17 protein-coding genes are annotated in these 20,614 nt (G+C 62.6%); 5 read left to right on the top strand and 12 right to left on the bottom strand.

Annotated features, from left to right (window positions below; genetic code table 11):
- Window positions 1-5: 5 nt before the first annotated feature.
- Window positions 6-839 (top strand): molybdopterin-dependent oxidoreductase, encoded by an 834-nt coding sequence (locus tag ACYVM5_RS19735; protein ID WP_460619800.1) that lies wholly within the window; start codon window positions 6-8, stop codon window positions 837-839.
- 112 nt (window positions 840-951) lie between these two features.
- Here ACYVM5_RS19735 and ACYVM5_RS19730 read toward each other — a convergent pair whose 3' ends face one another.
- Together ACYVM5_RS19730 and ACYVM5_RS19725 are read right to left on the bottom strand one after the other, a co-directional pair.
- A complete protein-coding gene (locus tag ACYVM5_RS19730) occupies window positions 952-1,254 on the bottom strand; it encodes a hypothetical protein (RefSeq protein ID WP_460619799.1) in 303 nt (100 codons plus the stop codon).
- 91 nt (window positions 1,255-1,345) lie between these two features.
- Window positions 1,346-1,522, bottom strand: a complete 177-nt coding sequence (locus ACYVM5_RS19725) for a DUF2256 domain-containing protein (RefSeq protein ID WP_460619798.1) — start codon at window positions 1,520-1,522, stop codon at window positions 1,346-1,348.
- A 154-nt stretch (window positions 1,523-1,676) separates the two neighbouring features.
- Between ACYVM5_RS19725 and ACYVM5_RS19720 the strand changes: the two genes are divergently transcribed.
- On the top strand, window positions 1,677-2,420 hold the full coding sequence (locus ACYVM5_RS19720) for a class I SAM-dependent methyltransferase (RefSeq protein WP_460619797.1): 744 nt from the start codon (window positions 1,677-1,679) through the stop codon (window positions 2,418-2,420).
- Window positions 2,421-2,515: 95 nt separating this feature from the next.
- Window positions 2,516-2,944, top strand: coding sequence for an acyl-CoA thioesterase (locus tag ACYVM5_RS19715; protein ID WP_233454631.1), 429 nt, complete (start codon window positions 2,516-2,518; stop codon window positions 2,942-2,944).
- A gap of 61 nt (window positions 2,945-3,005) precedes the next feature.
- Here ACYVM5_RS19715 and ACYVM5_RS19710 read toward each other — a convergent pair whose 3' ends face one another.
- The gene (locus ACYVM5_RS19710; RefSeq protein ID WP_460619796.1) at window positions 3,006-3,578 is read right to left on the bottom strand and encodes a DinB family protein; all 573 of its coding nucleotides are present in this window, start codon (window positions 3,576-3,578) and stop codon (window positions 3,006-3,008) included.
- 157 nt (window positions 3,579-3,735) lie between these two features.
- On the opposite strand from ACYVM5_RS19710, the gene ACYVM5_RS19705 reads away from it, so the two are divergent.
- The gene (locus ACYVM5_RS19705; RefSeq protein ID WP_460619795.1) at window positions 3,736-5,139 is read left to right on the top strand and encodes a hypothetical protein; all 1,404 of its coding nucleotides are present in this window, start codon (window positions 3,736-3,738) and stop codon (window positions 5,137-5,139) included.
- A gap of 71 nt (window positions 5,140-5,210) precedes the next feature.
- On the opposite strand, the gene ACYVM5_RS19700 is transcribed toward ACYVM5_RS19705, so the two are convergent.
- Together ACYVM5_RS19700 and ACYVM5_RS19695 are read right to left on the bottom strand one after the other, a co-directional pair.
- A complete protein-coding gene (locus tag ACYVM5_RS19700) occupies window positions 5,211-6,224 on the bottom strand; it encodes a pyruvate dehydrogenase complex E1 component subunit beta (protein ID WP_460620206.1) in 1,014 nt (337 codons plus the stop codon).
- 53 nt (window positions 6,225-6,277) lie between these two features.
- Complete coding sequence (locus ACYVM5_RS19695) at window positions 6,278-8,086, bottom strand: tetratricopeptide repeat protein (RefSeq protein ID WP_460619794.1); 1,809 nt, start codon at window positions 8,084-8,086, stop codon at window positions 6,278-6,280.
- A 162-nt stretch (window positions 8,087-8,248) separates the two neighbouring features.
- Here ACYVM5_RS19695 and ACYVM5_RS19690 point away from each other — a divergent pair, with 162 nt between their 5' ends.
- Entirely contained in the window at window positions 8,249-8,467 is a 219-nt protein-coding gene (locus ACYVM5_RS19690; protein WP_198070428.1) for a PspC domain-containing protein, read from the top strand.
- A 212-nt stretch (window positions 8,468-8,679) separates the two neighbouring features.
- Here ACYVM5_RS19690 and ACYVM5_RS19685 read toward each other — a convergent pair whose 3' ends face one another.
- The 7 genes from ACYVM5_RS19685 to ACYVM5_RS19655 form a co-directional block, all read right to left on the bottom strand.
- Complete coding sequence (locus tag ACYVM5_RS19685; RefSeq protein WP_460619793.1) at window positions 8,680-9,732, bottom strand: glycosyltransferase family 2 protein; 1,053 nt, start codon at window positions 9,730-9,732, stop codon at window positions 8,680-8,682.
- Window positions 9,722-10,060 (bottom strand): YbaB/EbfC family nucleoid-associated protein, encoded by a 339-nt coding sequence (locus ACYVM5_RS19680; protein WP_460619792.1) that lies wholly within the window; start codon window positions 10,058-10,060, stop codon window positions 9,722-9,724. Before ACYVM5_RS19680 ends, ACYVM5_RS19685 begins: the two co-directional genes overlap by 11 nt.
- A gap of 116 nt (window positions 10,061-10,176) precedes the next feature.
- Window positions 10,177-11,733: a T9SS type B sorting domain-containing protein gene (locus ACYVM5_RS19675; RefSeq protein ID WP_460619791.1), complete on the bottom strand. Its 1,557-nt coding sequence runs from the start codon at window positions 11,731-11,733 to the stop codon at window positions 10,177-10,179.
- Between the two features lie 578 nt (window positions 11,734-12,311).
- Window positions 12,312-13,805, bottom strand: a complete 1,494-nt coding sequence (gene hutH, locus ACYVM5_RS19670; protein WP_460619790.1) for an HAL/PAL/TAL family ammonia-lyase — start codon at window positions 13,803-13,805, stop codon at window positions 12,312-12,314.
- A gap of 217 nt (window positions 13,806-14,022) precedes the next feature.
- A complete protein-coding gene (gene hisS, locus ACYVM5_RS19665) occupies window positions 14,023-15,456 on the bottom strand; it encodes a histidine--tRNA ligase (RefSeq protein WP_460619789.1) in 1,434 nt (477 codons plus the stop codon).
- Between the two features lie 348 nt (window positions 15,457-15,804).
- Window positions 15,805-17,745, bottom strand: a complete 1,941-nt coding sequence (locus ACYVM5_RS19660; protein WP_460619788.1) for a M28 family peptidase — start codon at window positions 17,743-17,745, stop codon at window positions 15,805-15,807.
- A gap of 222 nt (window positions 17,746-17,967) precedes the next feature.
- Window positions 17,968-20,502 (bottom strand): TonB-dependent receptor domain-containing protein, encoded by a 2,535-nt coding sequence (locus ACYVM5_RS19655; protein WP_460619787.1) that lies wholly within the window; start codon window positions 20,500-20,502, stop codon window positions 17,968-17,970.
- Window positions 20,503-20,614: the final 112 nt, after the last annotated feature.

The following is a 20,614-nucleotide window of genomic DNA, read 5'->3' as shown; positions in this document are numbered from 1 at the left end:
TCGGTATGAATGACCAATCTTCCGCACCCGCGCCGGTCGACCAACCGGGTGCTCCGTTGCAATCCGAAGCGGCGGTGCTGGCCGAGGCCCGTCGCCGCTCGCGCCGCTCATTCATCGGGCTGGGGTTGGCCGGCCTGGCCGGTATTGGGGGCTGGCGCTGGCTGATTTTGCAGCCCGCCGACGAGGGCATTCCGCGGCCGTTGCGCAAGGTGCTCGATTTCAACAGCCGTCTGAGCCAGGCCTATTTTAAGGAAACGCGCCTGGCCCCCGAGTTTGCCCGCAGCCGGGCCAGAACGCCCCGTGAAAACGGCGACGTTGGCCTTGACGGCGAAATAGACCCCGCCACCTGGCGGATGCGCGTGCAGAGTTACGGTACCGGCAAAACCCAGGAATTCACCCTGGCCGACATCAAAGCCCTGCCTAAAGTGGAAATGACCACCGAACTAAAATGCATTGAAGGCTGGAGTGTGGTGGTGCACTGGGCCGGGACGCGGCTCTCCGATTTTCTGGCCCGCTACCCGCTGGCCACCCGCAGCGGCCGCCCCGCCGACCCGCTAAATCCGCCCGCTGACCTGGCGCCCTACGTGGGTATGCTCACGCCCGACGAGAAATACTATGTGGGCCTCGACATAGCCAGCGCCCTGCACCCGCAAACGCTGCTGTGCTACGAAATGAACGGGGAGCCGCTCACCTCCGCTCACGGCGCGCCGCTCCGCCTCGTCACGCCCCTCAAATACGGCATCAAGCACCTCAAGCGCATTGGCACCATCGCCTTTGCCGATAGCCGCCCCAAAGATTACTGGGCCGAACTCGGCTACGACTGGGATTCGGGCCATTAACTGGATTAGCTGAATGGGGGATTATTGGAATGGTGGGTTTGATGTTCTGTTGGCGCACGCTGCGTGTTCTGAACATCAAACCCACCATTGCTCTAATCCATCATCCACTTAATTAATGCACCACGCGCAACTCGTAACGCTCGGGCTGGCTGCCGAGCGCGGGCACGTGCCATGCGCCCACGCGGCTGGGGCCGTAGCCGAGGTTCACTTTCACCCACTCGTCGCGGGTGGGGAGCAGGGCAATGATTTCCTGCTCCAGGCGGGACAAATCGGCGCGCGAATGCTGGGCTGGCTGCGCACCGCTGTTAGGGTCGTGGGCAGCGCGGCGCAACTCCTTCTCCATTTCCAAATAGGCATTGACCTTTTCTTCGAGTGGAATTAGGTTGGGGTTGAGGTAGTCGAGGTTGGAGGCCATAAAAAAGCGGCTGGAAAATCAGCGAATAGGTAAAAGGTGAGGAGCTTTTGAACGCAGCCCCGGGCCCAAAAGATACGGCCGCGCCGGGACGCTACGCTGATGCTGGGCCAGTAGCTCCCGCAGTGGGTTTGTTGCGCTGGCACTTTTCGCCGCAGTATTTTACGTCTTCCCAGTTGGCGCGCCATTTTTTGCGGTACTCGAAGGGCCGGCCGCAGGTGACGCAGATTTTGGTGGGCAACTGGCCTTTACGGAGTTTGGAGGGAAGCATAACAAGGAGTTGGGCAGGGGAGTACTAGCCAAACGTCCGGCCCCGGCGCGAAGTTTTGGGTAATTTTGGCCATTAGCTGGTTGTGAAGCGTCGTTGCCTCGCGCCCCGGTCGTGGTACGGCCCGATTGCCCCCAAATGCGTTTTTAATTTACCTATGACCACAACCACCGCCCCCGACGTGCTGGGCCAGGCCCTGCTCGACTACCACCACGGCAAGGCCAGCGCTACCGTCACCGTGCATTGCAGCGCCGCCGATGACGAGCCGCTGCCCGCCGCCTACTTTTTCCGCACCGTGCTGCAAATGCCGGAGCTGGAGCGTCTGGCCCTCGACGAAAGCCGGGGCCGCGTGCTCGACCTCGGGGCCGGGGCCGGCTGCCACAGCCTGGAGCTACAAAACCGGGGTTTCCAGCACGTAAAGGCGGTAGACGTGTCCGCCGGCTCGGTGCAGGTGATGACCGAGCGCGGCGTGCGCACCGTGGCCCGCCACGACTTATTCGCCCCGCTGCCGCCCACCGAGCTGCCCTACGACACCGTTCTGCTGCTCATGAACGGCCTCGGCTTGACCGGTACCCTCGACGGCCTCGACAAATTCCTGGCCCACGCCCGCACCCTGCTGGCCCCCGACGGCCAGATTCTGGCCACGTCCTCCGACGTGCGCTACCTCTACGAAGACGAGGATGGCGCGCTGCTCATCAACCTCAATGGCCCGTACTACGGCGAAGTCGAGTACACGCTCAGTTACGACGGCCGCACCGGAGAACCGTTCCCCTGGCTGTTTGTGGACGCTGCTCTGCTCAACGACGCGGCCGAAACCGCTGGCTACACCGCCGAATTCCTCAGCGAGGATGAGAACGACCAGTATCTGGTGCGCCTCATGCCACAAGGAGTAAAAGGGTAAATACCAGTTTGCTGACTGTCATGAATTGGCAAAAAAAGGTCTGCCAACCAGCGGCTGAAAATCAGAGTTGAATTAGTAAAACCAATATTGAAATCTTGACCAACGCCATCACCTACCGCACCCGCTGGGCCGACATGGACCCGAACGGCCACATGCGCCACTCCGCCTACGCCGACTACGCCGCCGACCAGCGCCTCGTTTTATTGGCCGAATGGGGCTACGACATCAAGGAATTTGCGCGCCTGCGCCTCGGCCCCATCCTGTTCCGCGAGGAAACCACCTTCCTCAAGGAAATCCACATCGGCGAAGAAATACGGGTGGATAGCCGCCTGCGCAGCGTGAACGACGACGGCACCCGCTGGAGCATTACCCACACCATCTATAAAGCCGATGGCCGCGTGGCCGCCACCGTGGCCGTGGACGGGGCTTGGCTCGACCTCGACAAGCGCAAGCTCACCACGCCGCCCGCCGAGCTCAGCACGGCGTTCCGCGAGCTGCCGCTCTACGAAGCGCCGGTGAAGTAGCCAGCAGCAAAAAAGCGCCCCCCGAATTCACAATTTGGGGGGCGCTTTTTTGCTGCTGGTCTTAAGCCTGGGCATCGGCCCGTACTTTGCTGGCGGGCCGTAGCGCCTTGGTAATACGGTTCAGCTGCTGCTGGTGGTGGAGCAGGTGGTCTACCAGGTGTTCCATTACCTGATAGATGGTGATGCGCCCAGAGCGCGGATGCGGAAAGATGGCCCGGTTCTGCTGTCGGCTCGGAAATTCGTTGAGCAGGCGCTCCAACTGGCGGCGCGACGCCTCCCAGGACTTACGCATTTCGGGCAGGGAGGGCACCTCGCCCGTATCGGTGAGCGTGGCCACCCCACGCGGCGCTTTGAACTTGAGGCCAGGCAGGCGTAGCAGCAGGCGCACCAGTTGCACCCGCAACCGGGTAAAGAAGCTGACTTTGGGCAAAACTTCCTCGGCCTGCAGCTTCTTCTGAATGTATTTCAGGATGTTTTCCTCAATATAGAACAGGTGATGTACCACCTGCACAGCCGACCATTTGCCCGGTGCGGGCGCGGTGTTCTGGTCCGGCCCCAAGGCTTCGGCTGAAGCTAACAGGTGCTCAGTGGCCCGTTCGAGCTGTTCGAATTTGAGGTGAAGGCGATGATTCATGCGGGTGGGGAGGATGAAAAAGAGCCTTACGGCAGTGCAGGCGTAAAAGGTACGGCGACAATTTGATTGGTTTCGCGGCCGGATTTTGGGGGCGTACGCGGCCTCGGAGATTGGCTCGGCGCATAAGCTGCGGCCGCTACCTAGTTTTGCGCCATCCATGCTTATCAATTCATCGTTTCTCTCGGCTCCGTGGCCTGCCCGCTGGCGGGTGCTGGCCGTACTAGTCCTCTACGCCATCTACCTGCCACTGAGCGGATACACGGTTAACCAGTTCCGCTTCGACGCGGCTGAATACTGGGAGCTGTCGTTGAAATTCACCCCAAACGGCCATTTTTCCCTGCTGGCTTTCGATGCACCGCTGCGGGGCTACCTGGGGCCGCTGCTGGTGCTGCCGGCGCGGCTGCTGTGCCACTTCACGGGCTGGTCGATGCTCACCGGAGCGCGGGTGCTGGGAGCGGGCTGGGCGGCGGTGTTGTTCGGAATTGCCATACCGCAACTATGGGTGCAGGCCACGGGCCGGGCCCTGAGCGGCGGCCGGTGGCTGGTACTGCTCGGCCTTTCGTTTCTCTTCTGGCGCGACTACTTCAATTTTACCCTCAGCGATATGCCGGCGCTGGCTTTGCTGCTGCTGGGCCTGGCGGCTCTGGCGCGGCGCAGCTGGGGGTGGGCGGTGTTGGCAGGCTTGCTACTGGCGGCGGCCATCAATATCCGGCCCATTTACCTGGCCAGCGCGCCCGGCTTGCTGTGGTTGTTGCTGCGAAATTCTCCGCGGGCCTCCATCTCGATGATGTGGCGGCGTGGCGCGGCGCTCGCGGCCGGGCTGGCGCTGATGTGGCTGCCGCAACTGCTCATCAACCTGCGCCATTTCCAGCAGCCAACTCCGCTGGTGCTGGCTCGCCTGCCCGGCACCGCGCCACTCTACTTAAAGCAGCTGACCTGGGGCACGGCGTTTCAACGCTACGAATCCAGTCTGGTGCCGGAAAGCCCCCGCTCATTGGTCTACGCCGATTCCGCCGGGCAGCTTGCCCTGCTAGGTGAGCCCGGCCAGCGGTTCGGAAGCTACGGCCTGTACGTGCAGTTTGCGCTGCACCATCCAATTGCCACCAGCGGGCGCTACCTGCGCCACCTGTTCAACGGCTTGGATATCCGTTTCCCGACGCCCTATCCCCGGCAGTTGCACCCGCCCGCCCAGGCGGCACTACGGCTGCTGAATTATGCGCTGCTGGGCTTGGGCGCGTGGCTGGCTTGGTCTGCATGGCGCAACAACCGCCGCGCGACGTGGGAACCTGTTGCCACAGGCACACTCCTGGCGCTGTTGCTGCCGTGCCTGCTGGTGCTGCCCACGCTCATGGAGTGCCGCTTTCTGCTGCCACTGCACCTGCTGGTGCTCGCAATTGTAGCAGGAACGTGGCAGCTGGGGACGTGGTGGCAGACGCTTAGCCCGCCCGTGCGCCGGGTAGCGGCCGTGGCAGTTGCAGCCGGTTGGCTGTGGGGCTGCTGGCACTTATCCGAGGCTACGGCCGGGCAACTGCGCCCACCGAGCGAGGCTCCGCAGGAATAGTGCGGCAAGTAGCATGAAAAAAGCCCCGTCAGCTTTCGCTAACGGGGCTTTTCTGTTGTCAGAATTCAACCTTACACCTTGGCGTAAGTCACTTCCTTCACGGCTTTCACCACGCGGGCCACGTTGGGCAACGAGGCTTCGATGAGGGTGGGAGCGTAGGGCAGGGGCACGTCGGCGCAGGTGATGCGGATGACGGGTGCGTCGAGGTAATCGAAGGCGCGGCGCTGCACGATGTAGGCCAGCTCACCCGAGATGCTGGCCAGCGGCCAAGCTTCTTCGATAACCACCATGCGGTTGGTTTTCTTCACCGAATTGATGAGCGTGTCGTAGTCAATCGGGCGCACCGAGCGCAGGTCGATTACTTCGGCTTCAATGCCTTCCTTGAGGAGTTCATCGGCGGCGGCGTATGCCACTTTCATCATTTTGCCGAAGCTCACCAGCGTAACGTGCTTGCCTTGGCGCACGATGTTGGCTTTGCCGATTTCGAGCAGGTACTCTTCTTCGGGTACTTCGCCCTTGTCGCCATACATCAACTCCGACTCCATGAAAATTACCGGGTCGGGGTCGCGGATGGCCGATTTCAGCAGGCCTTTGGCATCGTAGGGGTTCGAGGGAATCACTACTTTCAGCCCGGGCGTGTTGGCGTACCAGTTCTCGAAGTTCTGCGAGTGCTGGCTGCTGAGCATGCCGGCGTTGCCCGTCGGGCCGCGGAACACGATAGGGCAGGAGTACTGGCCGCCCGACATCGAGTAGAGCTTGGCGGCCGAGTTAATCACTTGGTCGATAGCCACCAACGAGAAGTTGAAGGTCATGAACTCGATAACGGGAATCAGCCCGTTGGCCGCCGCGCCCACGCCGATGCCGGCAAAGCCCAGCTCAGCAATCGGGGTGTCAATCACGCGCTCGGGGCCAAACTCGTCGAGCATGCCCTGGCTTACTTTGTAGGCGCCGTTGTACTCGGCCACTTCTTCGCCCATGAGGAACACCCGCGGGTCGCGGCGCATTTCCTCGGACAGGGCCTCGCGCAAGGCCTCACGGAATTGAATTTGACGCATGGTTTTCTTTAGGGTAAAGTCGGTTTTCAGCCGATAGGCAAAGCTACGACAGGCACGGGCGTTGGGCCAAAGCTAATTGGCGCTTACTTGAGGGCATCGCGAAATACCTTACCCTGCGCGTAATCCTGAAACTCCAGGTCTTCCACGGCACGCTGGGCATAGCTGCGGTCGAGAGCCACAGCTTGCTTGAGGAGGGTGCCCACGGCGGCTTCGTCTTTCTGGCGGGCAGCCACCACGGCCAGGCCGTAGATGGGCGCGGCGGCCGTGGGGCGCAGGGTTTGGGCCAGTTTATACTGCTCCTGGGCCAGCTCGTAGTGCTCGCGGCCCACTTCGATGAGGGCGCGGTTGAGAGCGTTCTGGTAGCTAGGGCCAGCGTATTGCAGGCTGCGCAGAGCCTCGTCGGGCTGGCCGACTTCGATTTCCAGGGCGGCGCGGTCGGAGAATATTTTGCGCAGCAGCGGGCGCGGGCCACCCAGCTTGATGGCGTAGTCGTAGTTCTGGAGGGCTTCGAGGCGGTCGCCGGCGCGGTGGTAGGCGGTGGCGGCGTGGTAGAAGAACTCGGCCGTGGGGTTGCGGTGGGCGGCCAGCGTGAAATTGACGGCTGCGCGGCGGTAATAGGCCTTCTGGATTTTGTCGGTGGGCTCTTTTTCGGCGCGCATCAGCAGCACCACGCCCAGATTGTGGAAGGCTTCCCAGCTGTTGGTATTGGCGGCGGCTACCTCATAGATGCGCTGTTTTTCAGCCAGTAGCGGCGTAAGCGTGGCTGAATAGCGCAGCTCCTCGGGCGTGAGGGCGTCGGTTTCGATTTGCTTCTCGACAATCTTTTTCGAGAGCAGATACACTTCCGAATCGTAACGCTTGGGGGCGGTGTAGGTGACGGCTACGGTGCCGAAACGCAGCACCGGATAGATATACTGCTCGATGTAATCGAAGGAAGAAAGCCGGTGCAGAGCCTTTTCCTTTTGCTCGAAGCTGCCTTTGGTGTCGTTGATAAGGGTGACGACGGAGTCAATCTGGTCGGCTTTCAGGGCCGAGGTCGTGACTTTTTGCAGGAAGGTGTCCCACTTGCGCACGTAAGCCAACGTGTCGTAGTGAATTTCCTCGTTCTTATTGAGATACGAGAAGTTTTTCACCCGCTGCTTGTAGTAGTAGAGCAGCATCCGAACGCGCTTGCTGGCCAGCAGGCGGTTGTGGGCGTCGGTGGAGTCGGGCGAGTGGCCCGCGATGATGAGCACCTGCCGGGTGTGCTGGTTGGCGTCAATCAGGTCTTCGAGCGCGGCCACATTCGTGCCCAGGTAGCCGCGGATAAACCACTTGTCCTCGTCGAAGAAGAAGGGCAGGACGCGGGTGCCGCTCATATTGTTGCTGGCGCGCTCGGGCAGCAGGGCCAGGGCGGTGTCTTCGCGCACCACGAGGCGGGCGGGGTCGGCAATGCCGCGGGCCACGCGCACGTCGGCGGGGGCGCGGAGGATTTTGCCGTTCTTTTTCAGCTCGCGCACCTGGGCGTGGGCCAGCAGCTCGCCGGGGTTGCGGCTGGGCGTGTTGGGCAGGGTAAATTTTTGGGTGGCGAGGAACTGGCCCTTGTGTTCGTCGTCGTACACGAAGTTGCCCGACGTGAAGGTGATGCGGCCGAGGGTGTCTTCGCGCAGGCCGTGCTCATAGCGGTAGCGCAGCAGCAACTCGTAGGCCACGCCTTTGTGCAGGTGGTTGGCGGGCACGCGGGCTTCTACTGAGAAAGGCACGGCATCGCCCGAGGCCGTGAGCACGGCGGGGCGGGCCACCACGGTGCGTCCGGCTTCGGCCTGCTTCAGCACCCGGGGCAGGGTGCAGGCCGAGAAAAATACGGTGGCTGCCAGCAGCCCATGGGCCACTGGCCGCAAATAATTACGCATTAAAACACCTGAGGTGGGAAAACAAAAACCGCCCTTTCTAACGTAAATGACCTGAAATTAGTCGGCTTCTGCTGGGCGAAATTACACCGGGGCCGTTGCCCTTGCCTGGTAAATGCCTTATCTTAGCCCAGAGAAACTGATTTTCGCTAGCCGCTATTTCCCATGAAACGCTTCACCGACTACCTCGAAACGCAGTCTTTCGGCCTGTGCTCGGCCCTGGCGCAGAAGTGGGGCTTCAGCACCCGCAGCGTCCGGCTGTCGTTTGTGTATGCCTCCTTTTTCACGTTTGGCTCGCCCATCGTGCTGTATTTCGCCGGGGCGTTTTGGATGAATGTGCGACGTGCCATGCGTGAGCAGCGCAGCACGGTTTGGGATTTGTAACCGAGTCGGCTGTCATTGCGAGTGGAGTGCCGCACAACGCGGCAGTCCGGCCTGTAAATGCGACCAGCTTTTGAAATGTGAAAAGCCCCGGTTCCAGATTGGAGCCGGGGCTTTTCGTTTGCAAGAACGGCTTGTCACATTATTGAGCTAGTCACTTATGAGAGGACGGATTGCCGCGTTGCGCGGCGCTCCACTCGCAATGACAGAAGGCTTTATTTCAGGCCTAACTCACTGAATTTGCGCTTGCCTTTTCCGAAATAAGCCCAGACCAGACTGCCATTATAAACCCCGGCGCGGTCCTGTACCCGCAAGTGCGGCCGGGCTGCTTGCCGCTTCTTCCGCCAGTAGCCAAAGCTGCCGTAGAAGCTGAAGTGCGCCCGCAGTACGGCCCAGAAATTACCCACCTCTCCACTCAATAAAAACCGCAGACCGGCCACGCCATCCAGCACGAGGCGCTGGAACATGGGGCCATACAGCTCGCCAGGGGCGGCGTTTTTGTAGAGCAGGGCCAGGCCGTTGCGGAAGTTCAGGTAGGTTTTGCGGGGGTTGGATTTGTGCAGGGTGCCGCCGCCGACGTGCTGCACGGCGCTGCCGCCGTGGTACCAGACTTCGTGGCCGGCATTCTGGAGCCGCCAGCAGAAGTCAATTTCCTCCATGTGCGCGAAAAACGCCGGTTCTAAGCCGCCGAGGGCTTGCCAGGCCGAGCGCCGTACCATGAGGCAGGCACCGGTGGCCCAGGCCACAGGGCGCGGGTCGTCGTACTGGCCCAGGTCTTGTTCGAGGGTATCGAAGAGGCGGCCGCGGCAGAAGGGATAGGCCAGGCGGTCGAGGTAGCCGCCGCCGGCTCCGGCGTATTCAAATGACGTAGGGTCGATTTGAGACAGGATTTTGGGCTGCACGGCGGCGATGCGCGGGTTAGCTTCGAGCAGGCCGCGTAAGGGGCGCAGCCAGCCGAGCGTAACCTCCACATCGGAATTAAGCAGCACGAAAAACGGACTATCGACTTGCGCCAACGCCTGGTTGTAACCTTCGCAAAAGCCCCAGTTGCGTTCCAGCAGCAGCAACTCCACGGTGGGAAATTCGCGAGCCAGTAGCTCCACCGAGTTGTCGGTCGAGGCGTTGTCGGCCACGATGACGCGGGCGCCGTCAGCATGGGCGACAACGCCGGGAAGGAAACGGTGCAGGAATTTGGCACCGTTCCAATTCAGGATGACGATGGCCACGTCGGCGCAGGCGCCGGCCGGGGCCGCAGTGTTAGGCCCCAAAACCGCTCAAGTCGAGGCCGGGCACGTTGGGCATCAGGCCGCTGGTTTTGCGCTGGAGCTCCTGGCGGGCCAGCTCGGCGGCTTCGTCGAGGGCCTTATTCACGGCGGCTACCACCAGGTCGGCCAGCATGTCGCGGTCCTGCGGAGTAAGGAGGGTTTCGTCGATTTCAAGCTTGAGGATTTTGCGGTGGCCGCTGGCCGTGGCACGCACCATGCCGCCGCCGGCTTCGCCCGTGGCGGTGAGGTGCTGGATTTCCTGCTGGGCCTGCTGCATCTTGTCCTGCAGCTCTTTCACTTTGCCCATCATGCCGGTGATGTCGAATGCCATGTTGTATTTCAGTTAACAGTTTTCAGTTAGCAGTGAACATCTAAAGGACGCAAAAGGATGCTTTGCGCTGTCGTATTCGGCTAAAATTTCCCGCAAAGGTGGCGGCGGGGCGAGAATTATTTTAGAATGGTGACCGCGCCCGTGGCCGAAAACGGCTTGCCGTCCTCGTTATTCTGCTGGAAGCGCCACACATACGCGCCCAGCACCGGGGCATGACCCTTGATGGTGCCGTCCCAGGTTTCGCTGCGCTGAGTGCCGCGGAAAACCTCCTGGCCATTGCGGTCCACCACCACAAAGGTGTAGTTGTTCAGGTACTTGCCTTTCACTTCGAGCACGTCGTTCAGGCCATCGCCATTGGGCGTGAAGGCCGTGGGAATGGTGAGCGTGAGCTGCCGCGTAACGCTGGCCAGGTTAGAATAGCTGAACGTGCCCGCCGGCAGCCCCGCCCCGCTGATTTGCAGCCGGTAGCGCAGCACCTGGCGGTCGGTGGGCGGCGTGAGGTCGGTGTAGGTATTGCCCGTCACGGCCACGGTGCTCAGCACGGAGCCATCGGCGGCGAGGCGCTGGAGGTTATAGGTGGCCGGAATAGTAGGGTCAGGACCGGTAAAGGTCGTCCAGGTAAGCGTGGCGGTGCTGCCGTCGGCATCGGCAGCACTGGCCGAGAGCAGGACCGGGCAGGTGGCAGAACTAGCGGGCGAGACATTGCCGCAGACATCCACGAGCCGTACCGTGTAGCAGGGCGGGCTGGTTTTGAGAGTGGCCAGGTCGGTGGAATCGCGGCGCGCCCGCAGTGAGGTAGCGGCGGGACCTAAATCGGCCGGTGCGCCGCTACCGACCGTGCGGCTGTAGCGCAGCGAACCGCCCACGGGTAGAGTTGACGTGGCCAGCACGGGCGTCAGTACCACCACATTATTGAGGTTGAAGCTGGCCACCAGGCGGGGCTGCGCCGGCGGCAGGGCTGATACAGTGGTGATGACAACCGAATTGGAAACTGCTACCCCGCCGCCCGGCTGCGTGGCCGTTACCACGTAGGTGTAGGTGTTGCCGCAGAGCACGTCGGTATCCTCCAGCCCGCCGCTGATGGGCACCACGGAGGTAATGGCCGTGCCGTTGCGCGTGACGGTGTAGGTGGTGCCGGGGCCCCCTTTGTCATCCAGCAGCAGTTGGTTGCGGTTGCTAGCCGACGCGCCGGTCAGGCTCAGCGTGCCGATGGCGACCGATTCGTCCGGGCTGCCGCCGCAGTAGTCGGCGCGGATAATGCGGTAGCGGCCGGCCACCGCGCTGGGCACGCTCAGGCTGGGGCTTCCCGGACTCACCGTTACGCCGCGTACATCCTGGAAGCCGGTGCCCGGATTAACCTGCAAGGTGTAGAGGTAGCCGGCCGGCAGGTTGCCCACGGCCAGCGTAGCCGTGCCGTTGGGTGCCGGGGCGCTGAGAGTGAGGCTGGTGAGAACGGGCTTTACCGGGGCGGCCAGCGTGAGCGGCTGCACCGATGGCTGGCTCTCGCACGAGCCGTTGGTATTGTAATGGCCGGTGAGGGTAATAGAAGTGGCGCCGGTTGGTACGGAGACGACGCCAGGTCCCCGGCTAATTGGAGCCGGCCCGGTAGTGCCGGCGGGCGTCTGGAAAGTGTAAGTATAGGTATCGTAACCAGTGTCAGTTATCGTGACCAAGGCTTGGTTGGTAGGGCAGGGGGCTACCGTGAAAGCAGGCGGCTGCGTATCGTGAACTTGATAAACGCGGGTATAGTAACGTTCACCAGCAGCCAGATTATTTAACTCTGAAACGGTTACCATACCCACAGCTTGAGGCGTGTAAGTGTATGGTAGATAATTTGGAGGAAAGCAACGGGGTGTAGAAGTGAGATAAGTTGTCTCTACTCCTGGTAGTACGCCGTAACTAAGCAGGCGCTGGTCCGCACTGGGGTCGGCATGAATAAAATGGACTGGCTGGCCTACGCAAAATGACTCAACCGTTGTGCCGTTTGCATCTACGGCCCTAAAAGCGGTTGGGTCATTTGGTGAGGTTGCGCAAGTAGGTTGGCTCCAGGCCAGATGACCCGGCAGCCACAGCAGGAACAATAAGAAATAGCGGTTTAGCAGCTTCATATTTTATCAGCTTCGTGCGCTTGCAACAGGAATCCTTCGCAACGCAGGATGAAGCAGTATAGCGCCTACGCCAGCGCATTCATTTCCATTTGTTGGAAATGATTTATCGCCAAAATAGTATTCCCAAAGAAAACCAGGCAGCTTTATTGCCAGTCAAACTTACGGACGAAGGCGGCGGCTTTGTGCAAATCCGGGTACAGCACCCGGTCGCGTACCACGAATTTTACTTCCTGCCCGAAGGCTTCCACCACGCGCTCCAGCGCCTCGGAGGTGCGGCCGGGGCGGCGGAAGGCCAGCGCCTGCACCGCCGTGAGCAATTCGATGCCGAGCACCTGCTCCACGTTTTCGATGACGCGGCGGGCCTTGGTAGCGGCGTTGGCGCCCATGCTCACGTGGTCTTCCTGTCCGTTGCTGCTCACGATGCTATCCACAGAAGCGGGCGTGCAGAGCTGCTTGTTCTGGCTCACGATGCCGGCGGCGGTGTACTGCGGAATCATCAAGCCGGAGTTCAAGCCGGGCTCGGCCACGAGGTAGGTGGGCAGGCCGCGCTGGCCCGAAATAAGCTGGTAGGTGCGGCGCTCCGAGATGCTGCCCAGCTCGGCCATGGCAATGGCGAGGTGGTCGAGGGCCAGGGCCAGGGGCTGGCCGTGGAAGTTGCCGCCGCTCAGAATCAGGTCTTCGTCGGGGAAGATGTTGGGGTTGTCGGTGACGGAGTTGCACTCGGTTTCGACCACCTGGGCCACGTAGGCCAGGGCATCGCGGGAGGCCCCGTGCACCTGCGGCTGGCAGCGGAAGGAGTAGGGGTCCTGCACGGCCAGGCGCGGCTGGGTTTGCAGCTCGGAGCCAGCCAGCAGCTCGCGCAGGCGCTTCGCTACCAGCACCTGCCCGGCGTGGGGCCGAATGCGGTGCAGATTTTCATTGAATGGATGCGTGCAGCCCCCGAAGGCTTCCGTCGAAAGTGCGCCGATGACATCGGCGGCGGCGGCCAGGCGCTGGGCACGTAGCACGCCGTCCACGGCGTAGGCCAGCATGAACTGAGTGCCGTTGAGCAGGGCCAGGCCTTCCTTGGCCTGCAGGGTTAGGGGCTCCCAGCTGAAGAGGCTCATGGCGTCTTCGGCGCTGAGGCGGTAGCCTTGGTAGTTCACTTCGCCCAGGCCCAGCAGGGGCAGGCAGAGGTGGGCTAGCGGGGCCAAATCGCCGGAGGCCCCGAGGCTGCCCTGCTCGTACACCACGGGCAGCATTTCGCGGTTGTACATGGCTACGAGGCGCTCGGCGGTGGCCACTTGCACGCCGCTGTGGCCGTAGCTCAGGCTCTGGGCCTTGAGGAAAAGCATGAGGCGCACGAGGTCTTGCGGCACTTCGGCCCCGGTGCCGCAGGCATGCGACATCATCAGATTAACCTGGAGCTGGGTGCGTTCCTGCGGGGCAATGCCCACGTTATACAAGGAGCCGAAGCCGGTGTTGATGCCGTAAATCGGTTGGTCGTCATGGGCCAGGCGCTCGTGCAGATAGGTGTGGCAGGCGGCAATCCGGGCTTTGGCATCGGTGCCGAGCTCGACAGGGCGGCTGTCGGCCAGCAGGGCAGCCAGCGTGGCCAGGGTGAGGGGCTGCGCGGGCGAAATGGTATGGGTGGGCATTAAATGGGGTGGGTGGTGAGGTTGGGAAGGACAAAGAACGAAAAAAAACTCCCCTCCTTACCAAGGAGGGGATGTTTTAGCGAAGCTGAAACGGGGGTGGTTGTGGCGTTGAATGGCCGCCGCACGAACTGCAAACGGCCCGGACGCCATAACCACCCCCGTTTTCGCTGGCGCGAAAACATCCCCTCCTTGGTAAGGAGGGGAGTTTGCCGTTCAATTACTCCACCGTGAGGGCCGCCACCACTTCGCCCAGCGGCAGCACGCGCTCCACGCCGGAAGCCATGATTTTGACCTTAGCCACGCCGGCCGCGATTTCCTCCGGCCCGAGCACGATGACCAGCGGAATGCCCTTGGCATCGGCGTATTTGAACTGCTTTTGCAGCTTGCTCGCGTCGGGGTACAGCTCGCTGGGGATGCCGGCGGCGCGCAGTTGCGCCAGCAGCGGCAGCGCGGCCCGGCCGCTGGCCACGTCGAAATGGGTGATGAGGCAGCGGGTGGGCGTTTCACCCGTTACGGTGAACAAATCCAGCGCCTCCAGGCAGTCGTAGAGCCGGTCCACGCCGAACGAGAAGCCCACGCCCGACACGCCCGGCAGCCCAAAGGAGCCGGTGAGGTTGTCGTAGCGCCCGCCGCCGCTCACGCTGCCCATCTGCACGTTGTTGATTTTGACTTCGAAAATGCAGCCCGTGTAGTAGGATAGGCCCCGCGCCAGGGTGGGGTCGAATTCGAGCCGGTCGAACTGCCGGAAGCCGGAGGCCACCAGGAGGTCGCGCACCTCGGCCAGCTCGGTGAGGCCCCGGTAGCTGGCGGTTATTTCGTCCGTCGCGGCCACGTCTTCGGTGGCGGTGGGGCGGGTGCCGTCGGGCTCCACGCCGGCCGTCACGAAGCCGGCCAGCAGGCGCTGCAGCTTCTCTTCGTAGCTGCCCTCCACCGTGAGCAGAGCAAACAGGGTTTCGATGGTGCCCTCCGAAAAGCCGCGCTCCAGCAGCTCTTTGGTCACGCCCTCGCGGCCGATTTTATCGAGCTTGTCGATGGCCACGAATAAATCCGTTTCGCGGCCCTCGCCGCCCAGCGCCTGGTAAATATTGCGCAGCACCCCGCGGTGGTTGATTTTGATGGTGAAATCGTGTAGGCCGAGGCCGGCCAGCACCTGTGCAATCATGAGCACGATTTCGGCTTCGCAGAGCAGCGAGTCGGTGCCCACCACGTCGGCGTCGCACTGGTAAAACTCGCGGTAGCGGCCGCGCTGCGGGCGGTCGGCGCGCCATACGGGCTGCATCTGGTAGCGTTTGAAGGGGAAGGTGAGCGTGCCGCGGTTCATGGCCACGTAGCGGGCGAAGGGCACGGTGAGGTCGTAGCGCAGGCCTTTTTCGGCCACTTTGGGCAGCAGGGCTTTCGAGCCGGTGGCGAGGTCCTCGGCCGTCACGTCCTTGGCAAAATCGCCGGAGTTCAGCACCTTGAACAGGAGTTGGTCGCCCTCGTCTCCGTACTTGCCGGTGAGAACTGAGAGGTTTTCCAGCGTCGGCGTTTCGAGCGGCGCAAAGCCAAACGACTCGAACGTGCGGCGGATAACGTTGAAAATGTGCTGGCGGCGCGCCACCTGCGCGGGGCCAAAGTCGCGGGTGCCCTTGGGAATACTCGGTTTTTGCATAACGGGGCAAAGGTAGCCCCGCGCCGAAACACAAGCCGCGTGCAGCCCCAGCCGCAGCCCAACGCGCAGCCCCGGCGCTATCTAACGCCTCTCCGTTCCTCCCGAAGTGCCTCCCGGCCCCGCCTAAGCAACGTTCGCCACGCCCCAGGCACTTCCCGGCCCTACCGAAGCATTTAGCGGCCTCACCAAAATACTCCCCGGCCTTCCCGAAGCACTTTCCGGCACGACCGAAGCATTTACCAGAGCTATTTGCGGCATTGCGGGCCAGCTGGGGGCCAGCCGGAAAGCCAAACCCCGCCGCCGGCCTGGCCGATGACGGGGTTTTTCGCAGAAAAAAGAGTAGGTGGATTATTCTTTTTTGAAGGCAAACGTGCCGCCGCCCTGCTTCAGGACAAAGGCGGGCGCGGCCGTATCGAACTCCAAGCGCAGCCCGGCCGGGTCGAACTTGAATACGTCCTTGCTCACGGGCTCCAAGGCGAAAGCGGGCTGGCCGGTGGCTTGGCACTTGAGGGCCGCCCCCTCGCGGGTGAGGGTGATTTTGAGGGGGAACTGGGCGCTGGCATACGAGCCGGCGTAGCGGTCGAGGTCGGTGGGGGCGGGCGTGAAGCTGCTGGGCAGAAACTCCGGTTTTAGGGCCACGCGGGTGTCGCGCTGGGCCAGGGCCCAGGCCGTGTGAAAGATGAGTTGGTCGCGGCGCGTCATGGCCGGGAAGTCGATTTTGTCCACGTCGTCGGTGGCCTTGTGGTAGTCGGCGTGCTCGCCGCTGGTGTAGAAGATGACCGGGATGTTGTGCTTGGCGAAGTTGTAGTGGTCGGAGCGGTAGTAGATGCGCTCGGGGTCGTTGGGGTCGTTGAACTTGTAGTCCAGCGCCACGGGGTTGTACTGCTGGTTGGCGGCTTCGCTCACGGTGTGCAACTCAGCCGAAAGGCGGTCATCGCCCACCAGGTACACGTAGTCGCCCTTGCCCACGTGTGCCGAATCGACCCGGCCCACCATGTCAATGTTGAGGTCCGTCACCGTGTTTTCGAGCGGGAAAACCGGGTGGTCGGTGTAGTATTTCGAGCCGAGCAGGCCCTCCTCCTCGCCGGTATTGGCCAGAAACAGCAGGCTGCGGCGCGGGCCGTGGCCGTCCTTTTTGGCCTGCGCGAAGGCGCGGGCCATCGCCAGCACGCTCACCGTGCCCGAGCCGTCGTCGTCGGCCCCGTTGAACACCACGCCGTCCTTGATGCCCAGGTGGTCGTAGTGGGCCGACACCACCAGCACTTCGTCCTTCTTATCGCTGCCTTCGAGGTAGCCCAGCACGTTTTCGGTGGTGAAGACGTCGGACTTCTGCACCAGCTGCACCGTGGCCGTGGGCGGCGTGAAGGGCGAGGCAATGGCCTTGCCGGCTTTGGCCACCGCCTTGCGGTACTGGTCGAGGCCCTTCGGCGTGGTGCCGAGCAGCCGGGCGCCCAGCTCGGGCGATACCATCATCACGTTCAGGCCGTGCCGGGGCTTGCCGCCCACGAAAGACAGCCGCTCCTGGCGGATGAGCTCGCCAAAGTTGGCCGGCACTTGGGCAAAGGCCTCGGCCGTGGGCATCACCATGATAATGGAGCGGGCCTGCAACGGGAACACTGCCGCCTGCCGCGCCTCAAGGGCTTTCATATTGGTTTGGGCATACGCGCTGGGCTTGCCATCGGTCCCGAGCAGCGACTTTCCCTGGACGTTCAGCGGCTCGCCCAGCAGCAGGATGACGTCCTTGCCTTTGTAGTCCGGGGTGCCGGCGAAGTCCGAATACTTATCCTCCTTGATGCTGTACCCGATGAATACCGGCTGCACGGGTAGGGGCTTGGCAAAGGTGTCATCGGTCGCAAAGGCGTAGAAATCGGTACTGCCGTGGTAGGTTTTGCCGCCGACTACCTGGGTCGAAGCCGGGGCGTCCAGCACCGAGCGGTTCATGTCGAAGTGCTGGAGGTAGGGGTTATCAGAGCCGGCCACTGGCCCGGCCAGGCCGTCGGCCGCAAAGGCTTTGGCGATGTAGTCAGCCGCCATTTTTTGGCCTTTCTTGCCGGTTTCGCGGCCCTCGTAGGCATCCGAAGCCAGTACGCTGAGGTCGGCTTTCAGCCCATCGGGCGTGATGCTGGCGGCGTAGGGCAAAGACCAGTCAGTGGGAGCAGCGGCCGGGGTGGGAGCTGTAGCAACTTCAGTGTGGCCGGGCTTCACCTTGACCTTGATTTTGCCCGATTGGGCCGAAACGGTACCGGCGGCTAGCAAAAGGGCGACCGCGAGGGGGAGTTGTTTTGACATAGAGCGAGGATTAAAAAGGGTTGCAGAAAAAAGTAGGGAATGAATCGCGTCGCCGCGCTGGGCATTACCGGCGCCGCGCCGGATGGGTGTGTTGAGTCAGGTCCCTGTTCAAGCATAAATCCCGCCGGCAGATGTGCTGGCGGCGGGATTTGTTCACAGAGCTTGCAGAAAGAAGAAGGTGAGAAAAGCGGGATGGCAATCAGAAGGGAAACGAGGGGAAACTCAGCCGCCGAAGCCGCCACCGCCCTGGGGCGCGGCCTCGATGCGGCCCGGCTTTGCCTTGCTGGCCCCGATGTACCAGGTGAAGCCCAGCCAGCCCACGCGGCTTTCGTCTTTGGAGTAGCGGGTGCTGCTGAGCACGTCGGTGGCGATTTCGTTGCGGTACTGCTGGGTGTTGAGCAAGTCGGCAATGCGCAGGGTGAGGGCGGCACGGTCCGAGAACAGACGCTGGCGCAGGGCAATGTCGACCTGCCCGGAGGCCAGCTGCCGGCCCTGGGCCGTAAGCTGAGCAGAGCGCACGTTGCCGCTCAGCTGCAAATCGAGGGTGGGGCGGATGGTGAAGTTGTTGGTAAGACGGGCCGTGGCGATGAAGGCCGTGCGGTTGTTGCCGACGCCGTTGCCGGCAATCTGGGCGCGGTAGAGGCTGGTGCTGGCATTCAGGCGCCACCATTTGGCCAGGGGCTGGTTGAGGCTGAACTCGGCCCCGAGGTTGGTGGTGGTGCCCAGGTTGGCGTAGGTTTCGGCCGTTACCAGGCCGGCGTTACCGGCCAGGCGGGTAGCCAGGGTGTCCACGAAGCGCAGGCGCTGGATGGAGTTGGTGGTGATGCGGGCAAACGCGGTGCTGGTGATGGTGGCCTGCCCGATGGTGAGCTGGTGGCCCAGCTCAATGTTGTGGCTGAATTCGGCCTGCAAACGCGGGTTGCCTAAGCGGTAGCTGCGCGGGTCCTGGTAGATGGCTAGCGGCAGCTGCTGCATAAAGCCCGGGCGATTGAGGCGGCGGGCGTAGCTCAGCTGCAGGCGGTTCTGGCCGGCTTCCTTGCCAAAGTCGCGGCTGATGAGGGCCGAAGGGAAGAAGCTCAGGTAGTCCTGGCTCAGGGTGCCGCGCTGGGCAATGCCCGCGCCGCCCTGAATGGAGCCATCCAAATGCGTGTATTCGGAGCGCAGACCAGCTTGGGCGTTCCACTGCTTGCCGAAGCTGTGCTGGGCGGTGACGTAAGCGGCGGGCACCACCTGGTTGGAATTGTAGGTGAGCGAGCGGGCGGGGTCGTCCTGGAAGTCGTTGGGGCGGGTTTCGCTGGTGGCATAGCCGAAGCTGTTGCTGCCCTTATTGGCCTGGCGCTCTACTTTGGCGCCCATTTCGAGGCGGCCTTTGCCGTCGGCCAGCGGGTGCACGTAGTCCACCTGCCCGTACTCAATGTCGGCCAGCAGGTCGAGCAGCTGCCGGGTGCCGGGCTGCGGTACGCTCCCCGAGCCCGCCTCGGCGTACTGCCGCTGCACCACCGGCACGTTGGCGTCAATGATTACGGTGCCGAAGTTGGCCGTGAGCTCGCGGCCCTTGTGGGCCTCCCAGGTGCGGCGGTAGTTGCCGTCGGCTTCCAGCAGTTTCACTTTCACGTCGAGGTCCTGGCGGCCAATAGTCTTTTGCACCGGGCCGCTGTTGGTTTGCTGGGTCAGGTCCTGGCTTTCGCCTTCAATGTTGCGCTCCATTTTGGGGCTCACGTTCAGGCTCAGGCTCTGGTTTTTGGGCAGTTCCAATTCCACGCCCATCTCCAGCGAGTGGTTGCGGTGGATTTCGTTGCCCACGCCTTGCTGGGTGGTGCGCACGGTTTCGCCGGGGCCGAGCAGGGCCGTTTGCTCGCTGTGGCCGTGGTTGAGGTAGGTCACGTCGCGGCCATTGTAGCCGGCCGTCCAGGTGGCTTTGCCCACTTTGCGGCTCAGGTTCAGGTTGCCGCTGTATTTGTCGGCGGTGCCCAGGTTGAAGGCGGCGGTGCCGTTGGTGCCGGTGCGGGTTTCTTTTTTGGTGATGAGGTTGATAACCCCGCCGCCGCCGGCCGCGTCGTACTTAGCCGAGGGGTTAGTAATCACCTCAATCTGGGCAATGCGCGAGGCCGGAATCTGGTCGAGGCGGGGGCCGCCGGTGCCACCGTTGCTCACGCCCGCCGGCTTGCCATCAATGAGAATGGTCACGTTGGACGTGCCGCGCATGCTCACCGTGCCATTCACGTCCACGCTCACCGAGGGCACGTTCTGGAGCACGTTGGCCGCCGTGCCGCCCACGCTGCCCAGGTCTTTGTCGACGTTAATCACGCGCTTGCCCAACTCTTCTACCACAGCCGCTTTCTGGCCCGTCACCACCACTTCGCCCAGCTTGGTAGCCTTGGCCGCGCTCATCTTCAAGCCCGATAATTCCAGCGAAGGCGCGGCGGCCGTGAGTGTGAAGCGGCGGCGCAGCACGCCGTAGTTCAAATCCTGCACCCGCAGCAAGTAGGTGCCCAGCGGCAGCGCAGCCGCTTTAAAAGTGCCCTGCTCAGTAGTCTGGGCCACCGCCACAAACGTGGAATCGGCCGAGCGCAGCAGTAGCACATCGGAGAAAGGCACGGCCTGGCCGGAGCCAGCCTCCACCAGGCTGCCGCTCACGCGGCCGGGGCCGGCCGTTTGGGCCATGGCCGCCCCGATGGGCAAAAACATCATCGTGGCCGAAGCAAGCAGCAGATGGCCAAAGCAGAAACCAGTGAGTGGCGTGAAAAAGGTTTTCATGGTGCAGCGAAAAAGATGAGGTCGGGCGAGGGGCGGCTCAGGTCCGGCAGCGGCCGCGGTTCCGCTGGGGAGGTGAGGGGTCCGGGGCCCGAATCCCCGGTGAGTGTGAAGC

This window comes from Hymenobacter ruber (assembly GCF_054783255.1).
The sequence above is the reverse complement of the archived record's forward strand: the minus strand, read 5'-3'. Positions and strand labels throughout refer to the sequence as shown.

Coding starts and splice junctions, on each gene's coding strand:
- ACYVM5_RS19720 (WP_460619797.1), top strand. CDS start 1,677: ATGACCACAACCACCGCCCCCGACGTGCTGGGCCAGGCCCTGCTCGAC.
- ACYVM5_RS19710 (WP_460619796.1), bottom strand. CDS start 3,578: ATGAATCATCGCCTTCACCTCAAATTCGAACAGCTCGAACGGGCCACT.
- hutH (WP_460619790.1), bottom strand. CDS start 13,805: ATGCCCACCCATACCATTTCGCCCGCGCAGCCCCTCACCCTGGCCACG.
- ACYVM5_RS19655 (WP_460619787.1), bottom strand. CDS start 20,502: ATGAAAACCTTTTTCACGCCACTCACTGGTTTCTGCTTTGGCCATCTG.
- ACYVM5_RS19725 (WP_460619798.1), bottom strand. CDS start 1,522: ATGCTTCCCTCCAAACTCCGTAAAGGCCAGTTGCCCACCAAAATCTGC.
- ACYVM5_RS19690 (WP_198070428.1), top strand. CDS start 8,249: ATGAAACGCTTCACCGACTACCTCGAAACGCAGTCTTTCGGCCTGTGC.
- ACYVM5_RS19730 (WP_460619799.1), bottom strand. CDS start 1,254: ATGGCCTCCAACCTCGACTACCTCAACCCCAACCTAATTCCACTCGAA.
- ACYVM5_RS19660 (WP_460619788.1), bottom strand. CDS start 17,745: ATGTCAAAACAACTCCCCCTCGCGGTCGCCCTTTTGCTAGCCGCCGGT.
- ACYVM5_RS19695 (WP_460619794.1), bottom strand. CDS start 8,086: ATGCGTAATTATTTGCGGCCAGTGGCCCATGGGCTGCTGGCAGCCACC.
- hisS (WP_460619789.1), bottom strand. CDS start 15,456: ATGCAAAAACCGAGTATTCCCAAGGGCACCCGCGACTTTGGCCCCGCG.
- ACYVM5_RS19705 (WP_460619795.1), top strand. CDS start 3,736: ATGCTTATCAATTCATCGTTTCTCTCGGCTCCGTGGCCTGCCCGCTGG.
- ACYVM5_RS19735 (WP_460619800.1), top strand. CDS start 6: ATGAATGACCAATCTTCCGCACCCGCGCCGGTCGACCAACCGGGTGCT.
- ACYVM5_RS19680 (WP_460619792.1), bottom strand. CDS start 10,060: ATGGCATTCGACATCACCGGCATGATGGGCAAAGTGAAAGAGCTGCAG.